The organism is Streptomyces sp. NBC_00306 (genome assembly GCF_036169555.1).
GTDB classification, from domain to species: Bacteria; Actinomycetota; Actinomycetes; order Streptomycetales; family Streptomycetaceae; genus Streptomyces; species Streptomyces achmelvichensis.
Genome location: NZ_CP108032.1, coordinates 4,655,324 through 4,671,620 on the forward strand (window position 1 = coordinate 4,655,324; position 16,297 = coordinate 4,671,620).

A 16,297-nucleotide genomic window follows, 5' to 3' on the forward strand; every position below is an offset into this window, starting at 1 on the left:
GCATCATGAGTTCCAGCGAGGGCGCACCTCAGGGTGTCATTCCACCGCGTCTGCTCAAGGGCCAGAAGGCACTGGTCACGGGCGCCAATTCGGGCATCGGGAAGGCGACGGCCATCGGGCTCGGCCGGGCCGGCGCGGATGTGGTCGTGAACTATGTGACCGGCGCCGACGCCGCGCAGGAAGTGGTCGACGAGATCACCTCGTTCGGGGTCCGCGCGGCCGCCTACGCAGCGGACGTCTCCCAGGAGGACCAGGTCGTCGCCATGACGGACCGCATGGTCGAGGAGTTCGGGACGATCGACATCCTGGTCGCCAACGCCGGTCTGCAGCGGGACGCGCGGTTCACCGACATGACCCTGGCGCAGTGGCAGAAGGTGCTCGACGTCAACCTCACCGGCCAGTTCCTGTGCGCCCGGGAGGCGACCAGGGAGTTCCGGCGCCGCGGGGTCGTCCCCGAGGTCTCCCGGTCCGCCGGCAAGATCATCTGCATGAGCTCGGTGCACCAGATCATCCCCTGGGCGGGCCACGTCAACTACGCCTCCTCCAAGGGGGGCGTGCAGATGATGATGGCGACCCTGGCCCAGGAACTGGCCCCGGAGAAGATCCGGGTGAACGCGGTCGCCCCCGGCGCCATCCAGACCCCGATCAACCGCGACGCCTGGGAGACGGCCGAGGCCCGCGAGGAACTGCTGAAGCTCATCCCGTACGACCGGATCGGCGAGCCCCAGGACATCGCCCACGCCGTCGTCGGCCTCGCCTCCGACCTCATGGACTACGTGGTCGGGACGACCCTCTACGTCGACGGCGGAATGACCCTCTTCCCCGGCTTCGCCACCGGCGGCTGACCTTCCCGCACGTCACGAACAGGGAAGGCGTTCATGCACACCTCGTTCCACCTGCTGGCGGATGCCCCGGCCCAACTGCTGCCCGCCCGGGAACTCATGGCGTTCACCCTCGCCTCCCACATCATCCTGGTGCCCATGGGGGTGGCGCTCCCCTTCATCACCCTGGTGATGCACTACCGCGGACTGCGCCGGGGGGATGCGACCGCCCTCCTGCTGGCACGGCGCTGGTCGGCCGTCATGGCGGTGCAGTTCGCCGTCGGTGTGGTCACCGGCACCGTGCTGTCCTTCGAGTTCGGCCTGCTCTGGCCGGGTCTCATGGGCCGGTGGGGGGACGTCTTCGGGATCGGCTTCGGCATCGAGGCATGGGCGTTCTTCCTGGAAGCCGTGCTCATCGCCATCTATCTCTACGGATGGCGGCGGCTGAAGCCGCGGACCCACTTCCTCCTCGGGCTCCCGCTGCCGGCCACCGCGCTGCTCGGGGCGTTCGGCATCCTCGCCGCCAACTCCTGGATGAACACCCCGCAGGGCTTCTCCCTCGACAGCGAGGGCAACCCGGTCGACGTGGACGTCTGGAAGGCGATCTTCACGCCGATGTTCGGGCCGCAGTACTGGCACTTCGTCGTGGCGATGCTCATCACCGCGGGCTATGTGGTGGCGGGCGTCTACGCCGTCGGCTGGCTGCGAGGCCGCCGGGACCACTACCACCGGCTCGGATTCGCCGTTCCCTTCACCATCGCCGCGGTGGCCACACCCGTGCAGTTCATTCTGGGCGACTCCATCGCCCGGTCGGTGTTCCACAAGCAGCCGGTGAAGTTCGCGGCCCTGGAGATCGTCTGGAAGACCGACACCCGGGTTCCGGAGTACCTCTTCGGCCGCCTGCATCCCGACGGTTCCGTCTCGGGCGGCATCAAGATCCCGCTGCTCGACTCCCTCCTGGCCGGATTCAGCCCCAACACCACCGTGGTGGGGCTGACCTCGGTCCCGGCCGACCAGCGGCCGACGGCCACTCAGGCGACCATCGCGCACTGGGCCTTCGACCTGATGGTGGTCATCGGGTCGGTGCTGGTGCTGCTCGCCCTCTGGTACGGCCTCGTCTGGCTGCGGCACCGCCGGCTTCCCGAGTCGAAGTGGTTCTACCGCAGCGCTGCCTGTGCGGGCGTCGCGTCCGTCGTCGCCGTCGAATGCGGCTGGATCGCCACCGAGGTGGGACGCCAGCCCTGGATCGTCTACCAGAACATGCGGGTCGCCGAGGCCGTCACCTCGACCCGCTCCACCACCCTGTGGATCATGCTCGCTCTGGTGATCGTGGTGTACGTGTTCATCTTCGGCTCGTTCCTCGCGATCCTGCTCCGGATGCGCACGCGCTGGCGGCTCGCGGACGAACAGCGGGCGGCTGGGACCCCGGCGCCGCCGCCCGAGGCGGACACCCCGTACGGGCCGCGGGCGCCCGTTCCCGCGGGCGACGCCCCCGCAGCGGGCCCGGAGACCCCGTCGGAAGGCGGCCGTCCGTGAGCGCCGATCTCATCGCCGTGGTGCTGCTGCTCGCGGTGGCCGCGTACACCTGCGCGGGCGGCACCGACTACGGCGCCGGCTTCTGGGACCTGACCGCCGGGGGCGCCGAGCGCGGCAAGCGGCCCCGGTGGCTGATCGACCACGCCATGGCGCCCGTGTGGGAGGTCAACAACGTCTGGCTGGTCTTCATCCTCGTCATCACCTGGACCGGTTTCCCCACGCTCTTCCAGACCGTGTTCTCCGCGATGTGGCTCCCGCTGGCCCTGGCGGCCGTGGGCATGGTCCTGCGCGGGGCGGGCTTCGCGTTCCGCAAGCCCGCCCGTCGGCTCGCCGGACGGCGGCTGTACGGAGCGGTGTTCGCCGTGGCGTCGCTCGTGACGCCGTTCTTCCTCGGCGCCGCCGTCGGCGGTGTCGCCTCGGGCCGGGCGGCGCCCGGTACCCCGGCCACGGCGGACGTCTGGGCCAACCCCACCTCGGTGCTGTTCGGGCTGCTCGCCGTCGCGACCACGGCGCTCCTCGGCGCGGTGTTCCTCGCCGGGGACGCACGCCGTTTCGACGCGCCCGACCTCGTCGGCTACTTCCGCCGTCGCGCGCTCGCAGCGCTGGCCGTGCTCGCGGTGCTGGCCGTGATCACGCTGTTCGTCACCCACGACGACGCTCCCCATGTGTGGCACGGACTCACCCACGGCGTCGGCCTGTTCTTCGTCGTCCTGGCCACCGTGGCCGCACTCGCGACCGCCTGGCTGCTGCTGCGGACACCCGGCAACTGGGCCCGCGTCACGGCCGTCTGCGTCGTCGCGTCCGCGGTGATCGCCTGGGGCATGGCCCAGCGCCCCTACCTCGTCCCGACCTCGCTGACCGTGGCGGACGGCGCGGGTGCGCCCTCGACCCTGACCTGGCTGGCGGTCGTCACGCTGGTGGCCGTGGTGATCGTCTTCCCGGCCGTCGGCCTGCTGTACTGGCTCGACACCCACGGCGAACTCGAAGAACTCAGCGACACCGACCTGAGGCAGGGCGGCGCGGGCGGCGACAGCCCGTCCGGGAGCAACTGACCCGCTGCCACGGGTGATTCCCCGCCGCCCGGACTCCGACGAAGGGAGCCGCTGTGACCGATGACGAGATCCTTCTCGGCTTCGCGCTGACGCTGGTCATCGCGACCGGATCGCAGATCCTGGCGAGCAAGCTGCGCGTGCCCGCCCTGATCCTGCTGCTCCCCGCCGGGTTCGCCGCAGGCGCCCTGACGGACGTCATCCACCCGGACAGACTGATGGGACAGAACTTCTCCGTCCTGGTGTCGCTGTCCGTCGCGGTGATCCTCTACGACGCCGGGCTGGGCCTCAACCTGCGCAAACTCACCGGTCACACCCGGTCGGTCGTGGGACGGCTGCTCCTGCTCGGCATCCTGATCACCTTCTTCGCCACCAGCTCGGTGGCGCCGGCCATGTTCGACATGCCCCTCAGGGTGGCAGCGATGCTCGGCACCATCCTCGTCGTCTCCGGGCCCACCGTGGTGGGACCGCTGCTCGACTTCGTACGGCCCTCCGACCGCGTACGCCGCATCCTCATCTGGGAGGGGACGCTCACCGATCCGATCGGCGGCATCCTCGGCGCGCTGGTGTTCCACGCCATCGCCACGACGCACCGGGTCGACATCGGGCGCGGCTACCAACTGGGTCAGTTCGGCCTCAGCCTGCTCGTGGGGCTGATCGGCGGGGCCGTGGGAACCGCGCTGCTGTGGCTGACGCTGCGCACCCTGCGGCTGGGGGAGACGCTGGGCACCCTGGCGCAACTGGCCACGGTGATCGCCGTCTCCGCGGGCTGCGACATCGTCCGGGACGACACCGGGCTGATCGCCGCCATCGTCACCGGACTCGCCGTGACCAACATCCCCGGCTTCGACATGCCCGCCCGACGCCCCTTCTTCGAGACCCTGGCCCAGCTGATCATCGGGCTGCTGTTCGTCTCCATCTCCTCCACCGTCACCCCGGCGTCCCTGGTGCCCGTGCTCCTGCCCGCGCTGGGACTCATCGCGATCCTCGTCCTGGTGGTGCGTCCGCTGGTGGCCTACCTCTCGACGACCGGCACCGGCATGAGCCGGGGGGAGCGGGCGTTCACCGGCTGGATGGCGCCACGCGGCATCGTCGCGGCGGCCACCGCGTCGGCCTTCTCGGCGAGCCTCGTGGACCGGGGAGTGGACGGAGCGTCCCGGATCCTCCCGGTCACCTTCCTCGTGATCGTGGGCACCGTTCTGCTGTACGCCCTGACCGCGGGACCGGTGGCCCGGCGGCTGGGCATCGTCAAACCGGCGGGCACCCGGATCCTGCTGGTGGGCGGGAAACGGTGGGTGATCGAGCTGGGGAAGGCTCTGCGGTCCGCCGGGCTGGACGTGCTGATGTGGGCCGGGCTCGACGAGGAGCGGCAGCGGATCAGGGACGAGGGGATCGAGCTGGCCACGGGTGACCTGCTGGCCACCGCCACCAATCCCGGGGCCCGGCTGGAGGGTGTGACCGCCGTCTTCCTGGCCACCGACGACGACGACTTCAACGCGCTCGCGTCCGTGGTGATGCAGGACAACGTCGAAGGCCCCGTCTACCGGGTCGGGCCCCCGCACGACAGCCACGGGGTCATCGCCCCCTACACAGGAGGAGACATCCTGTTCGGCCGTCCTCTCGTCCGCCAGGTCCTGGCCGACCGCTACGAGCAGGGGGCCCGGTTCCTGGTGCAGCCGGCCTCGTCCCCGGTGCCGCCGGAGTACGACACCCTCTTCGTGGTGCGGGCCGACAACAGGCTGGAGCCGGTGACCGAGAAGCAGCGGATCACCCCGGAGGAAGGCGACACCGTCGTCCTGCTGGGCGCCGCCCCCACCGCGGGGTGAGCCGGCCCGGACCGTGGTGGCCCGGATCTCTCCGCCGGACCCGGGTCCGGCAGGTCTCCGCGGTACTCAGGACCGGGCCTCGCGCGCCCGGTTGATGGCGTCGTCCAGGGTGATCGCCGTGTCGATCATCGCGAGGTGCGTGAACGCCTGCGGGAAGTTGCCCAGTTGCCGTCCCGTCAGGTCGATCTCCTCCGAGTACAGGCCCAGGTGGTTGGCGTACGTGAGCATCTTCTCCAGCACCAGTCGGGCCTGGTCAGTCCGTCCCGCCCTGGCCAGGGCGTCGACGTACATGAACGTGCAGAGCGAGAACGTGCCTTCGGAGCCGCGCAGCCCGTCGGGGGAGGCTTCCGGGTTGTAGCGGTAGACGAGGCTGTCGGTGACCAGCTCCCGGTCCATCGCGTTCAGCGTCGACGTCCACATCGGGTCGTCGGGCGTGATGAACCCCACCGTCGGCATCCGCAGCAGCGCCGAGTCGAGGACATCGCTGCCGTAGTGCTGCACGAAGGCGCCGCGCTCCTCGTGCCAGCCCCGCGCCAGGACCTGCTCGTAGATCTTGTCGCGCTCGGTCGTCCAGCGGCCCTTGGCGGCAGGCCGGCCGCTCGAGTTGGCGAGCCGCAGGGCGCGGTCGAAGGCGACCCAGCACATCACCCGTCCGTACGTGAAGTCCTGCCTGCCGCCGCGGGTCTCCCACAGCCCCTCGTCCGGCTGGTCCCAGTGGTCCACCAGCCAGTCGAGGAGCGTGTGCAGCGAGGTCCAGCCCCGGTTGTCGAGCTGGATGCCGTGCTGATGTGCGAAATAGATGCTGTCCAGTGCCTCGCCGTAGATGTCCAGCTGCAACTGGTCGGCGGCCCCGTTGCCGATGCGCACGGGAGAGGACCCGTGGTACCCCTCCCAGTGATCCAGGGTCTCCTCGACCAGGTCGGAGGAGCCGTCCACCCGGTACATGATGTTCAGCGGTCCGGCGTCGCCGCCCACCTTCTCCTGCACCCGGTCGCGCAGCCAGCCGGTGAAGGCCTTCGCCTCTTCCTTGAAGCCGAGGCCGAGCAGGGCATACACCGAGAACGAAGCGTCCCGGATCCAGGTGAACCGGTAGTCCCAGTTGCGTTCGCCGCCCAACTGCTCGGGCAGACCCGCCGTCGGGGCCGCGACCAGGGCGCCGCTCGGTGCGTAGGTCATCAGCTTCAGCGTGATGGCCGAGCGTTCCACCGCCTCGCGCCAGCGGCCCGAGTAGCGGGACTGGGCCAGCCACCCCCGCCAGTAGTCGACGGTCTCCCCGAAGAGCTGCTCGAACTCGCCGAGGCCCACTTCGCGCGCCGGCCCGCGGGGCGACGACTCCAGCAGCAGTCCTCGCTGTTGGCCCGCCTCCAGCGTCAGCTTGAAGCGCAGGTCCCTGTCACCGGACACCGCGTTCAACAGCCGGTCGTCCTCCGGGTTCCGGACGGCGTGAACGGCCAGTTGCAGCCCGTCCGAGACGAACATGGCGCCGTGCTGCGAGATGTGCAGCTCGTGAGGCTTACGGCCGTAGTCGAACCGAGGGGCGATCTCCACCTCGAAGGTCATGCTGCCGCGTACGCAGCGCAGCATGCGGACGATCCGGTGGCGGTCGGTGGCCTCCGAGCCGGTCACCGGCATGAAGTCGAGCACTTCACCCGCACCGGCCTCGGTCATGAAGCGGGTCACGAGAATCGCGGTGTCGGGAAGGTACAACTGCTTGGTCGAATAGTCGTTCACCGCCGGTTTGACCGTGCAATGGCCACCCTTTTCCCGGTCCAGCAGGGCACCGAAAACACTGGGCGAATCGAAACGCGGACAGCAGAACCAGTCGATCGTCCCGTCGGTCGCCACGAGCGCCGCGGTCTGCAGATCTCCGATCAGACCGTGATTCTCGATGAGCGGGTATTCGTCCATGACGAGCCCCTTCCGGGTTCCCTTCGCTCAGCTTAAGCACGGACCCCACGGGCGGGCCTGCCGAGAAGGCGGTGCCGCAGTCGCGGCCTTCTGCCGCTGCGGCCGTCCCCGAGCGGCCTTAACGTGGTGGGGGAGGGCTGTGCCGAGCCGGAACTGGAGGGCGTCCTGTGCGGTACCGCCGAGCACCGGCTCCCACGAGTGGACGGGCCCGCACATGCGGGGCGTGACGTCCTGGGCAGCGGTCTTCGGGCTGCGGCAGTACGCCAAGGCCAGTCTGTGGATCCTGCCCCTGGTCGGACTCGTGCTCGGTACCTTCCTCGCCGAATTCGCCATCACTTTGGACGGAAAGGACTGGCCGCCGAGCGGCTGGCGGTATTCCGCGGCCACGGCGAGCGGAGTACTCAGCTCCATTGTCGGGGCGATGGTGGCGCTGCTCGGATTCGTGGTGACCATCGGCGTTCTCGTCGTTCAGCAGGCGACCGGAACTCTTTCACCGCGGTATATGCGCCTGTGGTATCGGGACCGCTTGCAAAAGGCCGTGCTCGCCACGTTCACCGGGACGTTCGCTTTTGCGTTCTCCCTGCTGCGCAGTATCGAGGCGAACTCCGTTCCGGACCTCGGAGTCACCCTCGCCGGGGTGGCGGTAGCCGTCAGCCTGCTGCTCCTGCTCGTCTATCTCAACCGGTTCACCCACAACCTCAGGCCCGTGGCCATCGCGGCTCTGGTGGGAAGAATGGGGCAGAACGTCTTTTCCCATGGGGCCACGAAAATCCGCGACGCCGCTCCTGGCGCCGACGAGTCCGAGCCGTCCGGCGACCCGACGACGGTGATCCGCTCCGAACGCGGCGGTGCCATCCAGGCGTTCAACATCACCGGGCTGGTGGCAGAGGCGACGCGCCACGACTGCGCCTTCGTCGTGACCCGCCTGATCGGTGACTTCGTCCTGCCCGGCACCGTGCTCGTCGAAGTCCACGGCGGCACCTCGACACCCGACCCGGACCGGGTGAACGGCCTCGTCGCGCTGGGGGCCGAGCGCACCATCGAGCAGGATCCCGCCTTCGCCCTGCGGATTCTGGTCGACATCGCCATCCGGGCGCTCTCCCCGGCGGTGAACGACCCGACGACCGCGGTACAGGTCATCAACTACATCGAGACCCTGCTCCAGTCGGCCGGCACTCTGCCGCTCCCCGGCCGATACGTCCTGGCCGACGACCAGGGCCGGCCACGACTCGTGCTGCCCGGGCGGGACTGGGACAACTATCTTCAGCTCGGCGTCTGCGAGATCCGCGAATACGGAGGATCGTCCGTGCAGATCTGCCGCCGGCTCCGCGCGCTGCTCGAAGACCTGCTGGACACCCTGCCGCCCTCACGTCATCCAGCCCTGCGGGTCGAGTTGCAGCTGCTCCAGGAGTCGGTCGAGCGGGTGTTCACGGACCCGGTCCGCCGGGCGGTGGCGGAAGCGGCCGACTGTCAGGGCATCGGCGGGCGGTACGGTTCCCCCCGCCGCCCGCACGGCCCGACGGCCTGACCAACCGCGGCCGGACGGTTTCTGAGTCGTTCAGTCGGGCGAGGGCGAACGGCCAGAAGGACAGGCGCATTCAGTTGTCGCTCCGGATCGTGACGGGAGCGGACGGAGTCGTATGCGCGGGCGGCGGGGCGACGGGCGGCGGGCGGCGGGCGCTCTCGGCGGAACGGGCCGCGTGGGAGGCGGCGTTCCGGACGGCGGTCGGCAACCCGGTGCCGGTGGGGTTCGTACCTCCCGAAAGCGTGTCGTACCCGGTGAAACCCGGCACGGCCCAAGAGGATGTGGCGCTGGTCGTGACGTCCACCGGGGCGCGAGGCGGTCGACAGCCTGGACGGCCACTACGGAAGGTGCGGTGGCTGAGATGGCGAAGGAGACGATGGATGCGCAGGACAGCGAGAGTGCCGTCGAACTCGGGGGCTACCGGCAGGAGCTGAAACGGACGCTCGGCTCCTTCCAGGTGTTCGCGATCTCGTTCGCCTTCATCTCGGTGGCGGTCGGCATCTTCGCGACGTACGACGAAGTGCTGTTGACCGCGGGGCCGGTCGGGATCTGGCTCTGGATCATCGCGGCGGTGGGGCAGACCCTGGTGGCCTTGGTGGTCGCGCAGTTCGCGGCCCGCATCCCGCTCAGCGGCTCCTCCTACCAATGGGCCTCGCGGCTGGCGAACCCGAAGATCGGCTGGGGATTCGGTTGGCTGACCTTCTGTTACCTGGCGATCGGCGTGGTGGCGGTCGACAACGCCCTGGCGAGTCAGGCATTCATGCCGCTCCTCGACATGGAGCCCGACGAGGGCACCGCGCGTCTGATCACCCTGGTGGTGCTGTTCATCCAGACCGTGCTCGCCGTGGCCTCCACACGCCTCGTCAGCCTGATCAACGTGGCGGCGGTGGGACTCGAACTGCTGCTCGTCGTGGGCGTGGCGATCGCGCTGATCATTGCTGTGCTGGTCACAGGTGACGGTGCGGTCGGCAACCTCACCTCGCGGGGTGTCACCGAGAACGCCACCGACTACTTCGCCGTCGGCGGCGGACTGATGATCGCGATGATCATGGGCCTCGCCACACTCGTCGGGTTCGACTCCGCGGCGAACCTGGCCGAGGAGGCCAAGGACCCCTATCGCTCCGTCCCCCGCGCGATCGTGGGATCGGTCGTGGCGGCCGGGCTCCTGGGACTGCTCTTCCTGATCACGCTCACCGTCGCGATCGACGACATCTCCAGGATCAGCGCGGACGGCTCCCCGGTCGCGGCGATCATGCGCGTCCACCTCGGTCCGGGGATGGAGGCGGGGCTGCTGATCGCGATCACGATCGCGTTCTTCGGCGCCGGGATCGTGGGGATGGTCGCGTGCGCACGGCTTGTCTTCGCGATGTCGCGCGATGGGCGCTTCCCTGCCCACCAGCTGATGCGGCGGGTCAACCGGCGCACGCGGACACCGATCCCGGCGACGATCCTGATCTTCGTCCTCGGAGTCGTCCTGATGGTCGCGCTGCCTGGCGCCGCGCTGCTGGAGCTGATCACGGCATCGACCATCCTCCCGGCGATCATCTACGGCTCGACGATCGTTCTCTATCTGGCGGTGCGCGGACGGCTGGATCGCAGGAAGGGCGCGTTCGACCTCGGGCGCTTCGAGCTGCCCGTCGCGATCTGCGCACTGGTGTGGACGCTCGTGGCGCTGTTCGTGCTGGTGACACCCGGGGAGGCGCTGGTCTCCGTCGTGATCGTGGCCGGCCTGCTCGTCGGCGGCGGGCTGTTCTTTCTCGTCATGCTGACCTTCGACCGCCAGGCACTGGAGACCGAGCCCGGGGAGGCGGACGCCTTCGGCGAGAGGTGACGACGTGAGCGGGTGACGGGTGAATCTGCGTGCGGCGGAATCTGCGTGCGGCGGCCGTAGCGGGCGCGTGCGGGGCCTTCTTGTCGTCCCTGTCGTCCCTGTCGTCCCTGTCGTCCTTGTTGTTCTTGTCGTCGGAATGCGTCGCCGGAGCGGGGTGGGCCGGAGGAGGCGCGGCCGACGGGGCCGTCGTGCGCGGAGTCCCGCTCATGTTGGGTGGCCATGTGGTGTCCGTGGGTGACCAGGGGTGGGGGGTGTCCCCGCCCGGGACCACCGAAAACCGCCCCCGGCCACGGGTGGGGTACCGTTGACGACTGCGAAGGGGAGTAGCCCCGCGAACCGGTCGTCGACACACTGGAGCCCCCGGGCTCCCGGTGGCCGGGCCTGCGGATGACGCGGGCGGGCGAGACCTTCGGTCAGGTATGACGTGCCCGCGCCCTGCGGGTTCGCCGTCGTGCCGGGCCGAGCGGTCCTCCGTCGCCTCTGGCGCTTCGCGAAGATCGGGGCCCGGCGCTTACAGAAAGCCACCCGGAATGAGCCTCGACCCTCTGGCGATCGTCACCGCCTTCGGACTGATCTTCCTCGCGGAACTTCCCGACAAGACGATGTTCGCCTCCCTGGCCATGGGCACGCGGATGCGCCCTCTCTACGTCTGGTTCGGCACATCGAGCGCTTTCCTCGTGCACGTCGCGATCGCGGTCGGAGCGGGCAGTCTGATCGGGCTTCTGCCGGACTGGATCGTCAAGCTCGTCTCCGCTCTCCTCTTCGCCTTCGGCGCGTTCATGCTGCTGCGCGGCGGAGCCGAGGACGACGAGGAGGGCGCCGGCGGCAAGACCGTGACCGGCTTCTGGCCCGTCTACTCGACCGCATTCATGGCGGTGTTCATCAGCGAGTGGGGCGACCTCACCCAGATCACCACCGCCAACCTCGCCGCGAGCAACGGCACGTGGTCCACCGCCATCGGCTCCGCCGCCGCCCTCATGTCCGTCTCCGCTCTGGCTCTGCTCGCCGGCCGCTTCATCGCCAAGCGCGTGCCGCTGAAGACCGTGCAGCGCATCGGCGGCCTGTGCATGCTCGGTCTCGCCATCTGGTCGGTGACCGAGATCTTCACGGGCTGACCCGGCCGGCGCGGGGCGCGCACAGCGCCCCCGGCCGAGGGTGCGGCGGCCCCTGCACATGCGGCCCGATGCGGCCGAATGTATGAAGGAAGTGCGGGCGGGGGGACCGGGCCGAAGCGCCCTTCCCCACCCTGGGGCGGGTCCGCAGGGCACGCAGGGGGTATCGGATGGAGAGGCATCTCATGGCCCGAAGAACAGACCCGCTGTCGAAAACGCCCTTCTTCTCCCGCCCCGCCGTCCGCCGCCTCCTACCGTTCGCCCTGATCACCGCGATCGCCCTGATCTTCATCTTCGAGAACCGCACGAGCGTCAGGATCCGGCTGCTGATCCCCGAGGTGACCATGCCACTGTGGGGCGCCCTGCTGATCGCCTGGGGCCTCGGGATGCTCGCCTGCCTCTTCACGGTGCGCCGGCGGGAGTCCCGGCGAACGATGTGACGCTGCCGAGTGGCCCCGGCGGGGCCGGGGCTCGCGGGCCGGGTGTCAGAGGTCGCGGTGGACCTTGGAGTTGGAGGCCTGGGCGCGGGGGCGGACCACCAGGAGGTCGATGTTGACGTGGGAGGGGCGGGTGACCGCCCAGGTGATCGTGTCGGCCACGTCGTCCGCTGTCAGGGGCTCGGCGACACCTTCATAGACCTTGGCGGCCTTGTCCGTGTCGCCGCGGAAGCGCGTCGTCGCGAACTCCTCCGTCCTGACCATCCCGGGCGCCACCTCGATCACGCGGACCGGGGTGCCGACGATCTCCAGGCGGAGGGTCTCGGCGAGGACGTGCTCACCGTGCTTGGCGGCCACATAGCCCGCACCGCCCTCGTAGGTGGAGAGCCCGGCGGTGGAGGAGAGGATCACGACCGTGCCGTCGCCGCTCCCGGTGAGGGCCGGCAGCAGGGCCTGGGTCGTGTGCAGCGTGCCGATGACGTTGACCTCGAACATCTCCCGCCAGTCGGCGGGGTCGCCGGTGGCGACCGGGTCCGCGCCGAGCGCGCCGCCCGCGTTGTTGACCAGGACGTCGCAGCGGTCCAGGCTCGCGGCGAAGGCGTCGACGGCCGGGCGGTCGGTGACGTCGAGGGCGTACGCGGTGGCCCGGTGGCCCGCCGCGACGAGCTCCGCGGCGAGTGCCTCGATGCGGTCCTTGCGGCGGGCGGTGAGGACGACGTGGTACCCGGCGGAGGCGAGTCCGCGGGCGGTCGCGGCGCCGATGCCGCTGCTGGCTCCGGTGATGACGGCGACGGGGGTGCCGGCGGCGGTCATGTCCAACTCCTCGCGCATGTGATCGGTACGCGGCCCAGGATAGGCGGCACGGTTCAGCGGCCGCGGGGCGCGTACATGATCAGCGCCATGCCGGCGAGGCACACCAGCGCACCGAGAATGTCCCAGCGGTCGGGGCGGTAGCCGTCGGCGACCACGCCCCAGGCGATGGAGCCGGCGACGAAGACACCGCCGTACGCGGCGAGGATCCTGCCGAACTCGCCGTCCGGCTGAAGCGTCGCGACCAGGCCGTACGCCCCGAGCGCGATGACCCCCGCCCCGATCCAGAGCCAGCCGCGGTGCTCCCTGAGGCCCTGCCAGACCAGCCAGGCGCCGCCGATCTCGAACAGTGCGGCGACGACGAACAGAAGGGCCGAGCGAGCGACGAGCATGGGCACAGCGTGCCATGGGAGCCGCCGGGACGCGCCGGGCCTGATGGGCAATCAGTTATATAGGCACATAAAAGGTATCTTCAGGATATGTGTGTGATGCGTAAGGTGCTGCTCGCGGTGTCCGCGGCTGTCGTACTGGTGATCGGCATGGGCGGGGCGAGCGCCGGTGCCCGCGTGATCGCGCCCGAGGCGGACGTGGCGCACCATGGCCATGTCTCGCTGACCGGCGGGCGGCTGGGGATCGCGCTGGTGTCCCAGAGCTATGGTCCGGCCAGTCTGGACAACGCCACCGTGAAGTTCACGTTCTCGGCGCCGCTGGCCGGAGCTCAGGTGCTGCCGGAGCGGTGCCTGTGGGGATCCGACCGGGTCGTGCTGTGTGCGGCGGGACCGCTGCGGGCCGGGGGCACGGGGCGGACCGTCGCCCTCGACCTGCGGACGCTGGGCGTCCCGGACGAGGTGGTCGTGAAGGTCGGCACCCACTGGAACGGCGGCGCGACCGACCGGAATTCGGCGAACAACGAGCACGAGGTGCTGGTGCCGTCCACCGGAGACCCGTACGTCTTCTGAGGCCCGGCCCATGCTGGTGCGTCCGGTCCGGCGCGGTGAGCCAGGGTCCGTGCCGGTGGGTCTGCACCGTACCGGTGAGCTCTGGTCCACACTGGTCCCGTGATCGTCGAACGCGCGTACGCCCACCTCGCCTCCTACGACGAGGACGCCTGGCCCTGGTCGGTGCCCTGCGTCCGGCAACTGCTCGACGAAGGGCTGCGCTTCACCGCGCCGGTGACCTTTCTCGTCGGTGAGAACGGCTCGGGAAAGTCGACCCTGGTCGAGGCTCTGGCGGAGGGCTTCGGCCTGGACTCCTACGGCGGTTCGCACGACTGGCGCTACTCCTCCGCGCGCGGCAAATCGCTTCTCGGCGAACGCATGCGCTTCGAGGCGGCCCCGCGCGGACGCCGCATGGTCAGCAGCTGGTCGGCCCGCAAAGGATTCTTCCTGCGGGCCGAGACCGCGCTGGACGCCCTGGACCGGGAAGGCTTCGCACCGGACTTCGTCAGCCACGGTGAGGGCTTCCTCGCCGCGTTCCGCGGGAAGTTCCTCCAGGCGGGGCTCTATGTGATGGACGAGCCGGAGGCGGCCCTCTCCTTCTCCTCCTGCCTCGAACTGATCGGGCACATGGACCGGTTGACCAAGGAGGGCGGCCAGATCATCTGTGCCACGCACTCCCCGCTGCTGACCGCCCTGCCCGGCGCGGACATCGTGGAGGTGGGGGAGCACGGCATGCGGCGGGTCGCCTGGCGGGAGCTCGGCGTGGTCGACCACTGGCGCCGCTACCTCGCCGAACCGCAGGCCTACCTGCGCCACATCGTCGAGCCCTAGCCGGACGCTCCCCGGGCCGCGAGCACTCCCCGGGCCCCGAGCATCCCCCAAGCCCCGAGCACTTGCCGGGCCCCGGACACTCCCCAAGCCCCGAGCGTTCCCCGGGGCCGGTCCGCCCCGGGAGGTCCGCCCGGTCGGGCGGACCTCGGCCGGCACTGCGCTCATCTGCCGTCCTCCGCCCAGGCGATGTACCCGTCGGGGCGGATCAGGAGGGAGTCCCCGCGGCCCGACGCCCAGTGGGCCCGGACGACGTTCCCCGGGACAGGGGGTATGGCGCGTGGGCCCACCGCCTCGGCGGAGGTGCCGGTGCCGGGGGTGACGAGCACGAACTCGCCCTTGCGCAGCAGCTCGTAGAGCCTTCCCTCGCCGAGCTCCAGGTCCGGGGCGCGGGTCCCGGTGAGGCGGTGGGCTCCGCGCGGCCTGTCGTACGCGATGCCGATGCCGGAGATCATGCCCATCGCCTTGGCGGCGGCCGGCCGGGTGGCGCTCACGAAGCGGGAGAGCAGGGAGCGGACCGCACGCCGCAGCGGGGTGTGGGCCATGGCGAGGCGGACGATCCCGCCGCTGGAACGCAGCACCATCGCACCGACGGGGTGCCGCTCCGAGTGGTAGCTGTCGAGCAGTGCCTCCGGGTCGGGAGCCCGGCCATTGAGGACCGCCGCCAGCTTCCACGAAAGGTTTGCCGCGTCCTGGAGGCCGGTGTTCATCCCCTGGCCGCCTGCGGGGGAGTGCACGTGTGCCGCGTCGCCCGCGAGGAAGACCCGGCCCACGCGGTAGGAGGGGACCTGGCGTTCGTCGCTGTGGAAGCGGGAGATCCAGCGGGCGTCGTGCATGCCGTGGTCCGTGCCGAGGGCGAGGCGGGCGATCTCGCGCACCTCGTCGAGGTCGACGGGCTCGCTGTCCGGCACCTGACGGGACCGGTTCCACCCCATGACGCGGTACCAGCCGTCCCCGAAGGGGGCGATGAAGGCGAAAGCCTCCCCCGCGCCGTTCACCGTGAGCAGTCCCTCGGGCTCCTCGGTGAGCCGGACGTCCGCGAGGACGATGGAGCGGATGACGGAGTCGCCGGGGAACGGCATGTCCAGTGCGGAGCGCACCGCGCTGCGCACACCGTCGGTGCCGACGAGATAGCGGGCGCGCACGGTGGTCCGCGCCCCGTCGCCGCCGCGGACCTCGGCCGTCACCGTCTCGGCGGACTGCTCGAGGCCCAGCAGCTCCGTCCCGTACCGGAAGGTGACGCCCGTGGCCCGCGCACGGCGCTCCAGCAGTCGCTCCACCTCGTACTGCGGGGTGATGAGCAGGAACGGGAAGCGGGACCGCAGCAGCGACAGGTCGAGGGAGAGCCGGCGGAAGAGCCGGAGCCGGGTGATGGGTGTGCCCGTCGTGATGAGCTCGTCGGCGAGGTCTCTCGCGTCCAGCTGCTCCAGCGTGCGGGCATGGACGCCGAAGGCCCGCGTCATGTTGCTCGTCCCGTGGGGGCGGCGCTCGATCAAGGTCACCGAGATGCCGGCAGCGGCGAGGTCGCCCGCGAGCAGCAGGCCGGTCGGACCGGCTCCCACGACGAGGACATCGGCGGTCATGCCCTCGGTGGCCATGTCCTCGGCGGTCGGGGCGTCGGTGGTCGCGGCATCGGTGGTGCTGCCCGCTTCCCGTGCGGCCTTGTCGTTCATGGC

At 70.3% G+C, this 16,297-nt stretch carries 14 protein-coding genes; 10 read left to right on the forward strand and 4 right to left on the reverse strand.

Annotated features, from left to right (window positions below; translation table 11 throughout):
• Nucleotides 1–5 precede the first annotated feature (5 nt).
• Genes OHA05_RS20755 through OHA05_RS20770 form a run of 4 tightly spaced genes read left to right on the forward strand, consistent with a single transcriptional unit; the run spans nucleotide 6 to nucleotide 5,232 of the window.
• A complete protein-coding gene (locus OHA05_RS20755; RefSeq protein WP_328861409.1) occupies nucleotides 6–845 on the forward strand; it encodes an SDR family oxidoreductase in 840 nt (279 codons plus the stop codon).
• 33 nt (nucleotides 846–878) lie between these two features.
• Entirely contained in the window at nucleotides 879–2,357 is a 1,479-nt protein-coding gene (locus OHA05_RS20760; protein ID WP_313944821.1) for a cytochrome ubiquinol oxidase subunit I, read from the forward strand.
• Nucleotides 2,354–3,409 carry a cytochrome d ubiquinol oxidase subunit II gene (locus tag OHA05_RS20765; protein WP_313944820.1) on the forward strand — a complete coding sequence of 352 codons (1,056 nt, stop codon included), beginning with the start codon at nucleotides 2,354–2,356 and terminating at the stop codon, nucleotides 3,407–3,409. The genes OHA05_RS20760 and OHA05_RS20765 overlap by 4 nt, the downstream gene beginning before the upstream one ends.
• 53 nt (nucleotides 3,410–3,462) lie before the next feature.
• The gene (locus tag OHA05_RS20770) at nucleotides 3,463–5,232 is read left to right on the forward strand and encodes a cation:proton antiporter (protein WP_328861410.1); all 1,770 of its coding nucleotides are present in this window, start codon (nucleotides 3,463–3,465) and stop codon (nucleotides 5,230–5,232) included.
• A gap of 66 nt (nucleotides 5,233–5,298) precedes the next feature.
• On the opposite strand, the gene OHA05_RS20775 is transcribed toward OHA05_RS20770, so the two are convergent.
• Entirely contained in the window at nucleotides 5,299–7,140 is a 1,842-nt protein-coding gene (locus OHA05_RS20775; RefSeq protein ID WP_313944818.1) for a glycoside hydrolase family 15 protein, read from the reverse strand.
• Between the two features lie 223 nt (nucleotides 7,141–7,363).
• On the opposite strand from OHA05_RS20775, the gene OHA05_RS20780 reads away from it, so the two are divergent.
• From OHA05_RS20780 to OHA05_RS20795, 4 genes are all read left to right on the forward strand, one after another.
• Nucleotides 7,364–8,668 (forward strand): DUF2254 domain-containing protein, encoded by a 1,305-nt coding sequence (locus OHA05_RS20780; RefSeq protein WP_443043733.1) that lies wholly within the window; start codon nucleotides 7,364–7,366, stop codon nucleotides 8,666–8,668.
• 358 nt (nucleotides 8,669–9,026) lie between these two features.
• The gene (locus OHA05_RS20785; RefSeq protein WP_313948911.1) at nucleotides 9,027–10,496 is read left to right on the forward strand and encodes an APC family permease; all 1,470 of its coding nucleotides are present in this window, start codon (nucleotides 9,027–9,029) and stop codon (nucleotides 10,494–10,496) included.
• Nucleotides 10,497–11,026: 530 nt separating this feature from the next.
• Nucleotides 11,027–11,611, forward strand: a complete 585-nt coding sequence (locus tag OHA05_RS20790) for a TMEM165/GDT1 family protein (RefSeq protein ID WP_328861412.1) — start codon at nucleotides 11,027–11,029, stop codon at nucleotides 11,609–11,611.
• 182 nt (nucleotides 11,612–11,793) lie between these two features.
• Nucleotides 11,794–12,048 carry a hypothetical protein gene (locus OHA05_RS20795; RefSeq protein ID WP_313944815.1) on the forward strand — a complete coding sequence of 85 codons (255 nt, stop codon included), beginning with the start codon at nucleotides 11,794–11,796 and terminating at the stop codon, nucleotides 12,046–12,048.
• Between the two features lie 45 nt (nucleotides 12,049–12,093).
• Here OHA05_RS20795 and OHA05_RS20800 read toward each other — a convergent pair whose 3' ends face one another.
• Nucleotides 12,094–12,858, reverse strand: coding sequence for an SDR family oxidoreductase (locus OHA05_RS20800; protein ID WP_313944814.1), 765 nt, complete (start codon nucleotides 12,856–12,858; stop codon nucleotides 12,094–12,096).
• Nucleotides 12,859–12,911: 53 nt separating this feature from the next.
• Nucleotides 12,912–13,247, reverse strand: a complete 336-nt coding sequence (locus tag OHA05_RS20805; protein ID WP_313944813.1) for a YnfA family protein — start codon at nucleotides 13,245–13,247, stop codon at nucleotides 12,912–12,914.
• 87 nt (nucleotides 13,248–13,334) lie between these two features.
• Here OHA05_RS20805 and OHA05_RS20810 point away from each other — a divergent pair, with 87 nt between their 5' ends.
• On the forward strand, nucleotides 13,335–13,814 hold the full coding sequence (locus OHA05_RS20810; protein WP_328861413.1) for a hypothetical protein: 480 nt from the start codon (nucleotides 13,335–13,337) through the stop codon (nucleotides 13,812–13,814).
• 99 nt (nucleotides 13,815–13,913) lie between these two features.
• The gene (locus tag OHA05_RS20815; protein WP_313944812.1) at nucleotides 13,914–14,624 is read left to right on the forward strand and encodes an AAA family ATPase; all 711 of its coding nucleotides are present in this window, start codon (nucleotides 13,914–13,916) and stop codon (nucleotides 14,622–14,624) included.
• 161 nt (nucleotides 14,625–14,785) lie between these two features.
• Here the strand turns inward: OHA05_RS20815 and OHA05_RS20820 are convergent, their stop codons facing one another.
• Nucleotides 14,786–16,294: an FAD-dependent oxidoreductase gene (locus tag OHA05_RS20820; protein WP_328861414.1), complete on the reverse strand. Its 1,509-nt coding sequence runs from the start codon at nucleotides 16,292–16,294 to the stop codon at nucleotides 14,786–14,788.
• Nucleotides 16,295–16,297: the final 3 nt, after the last annotated feature.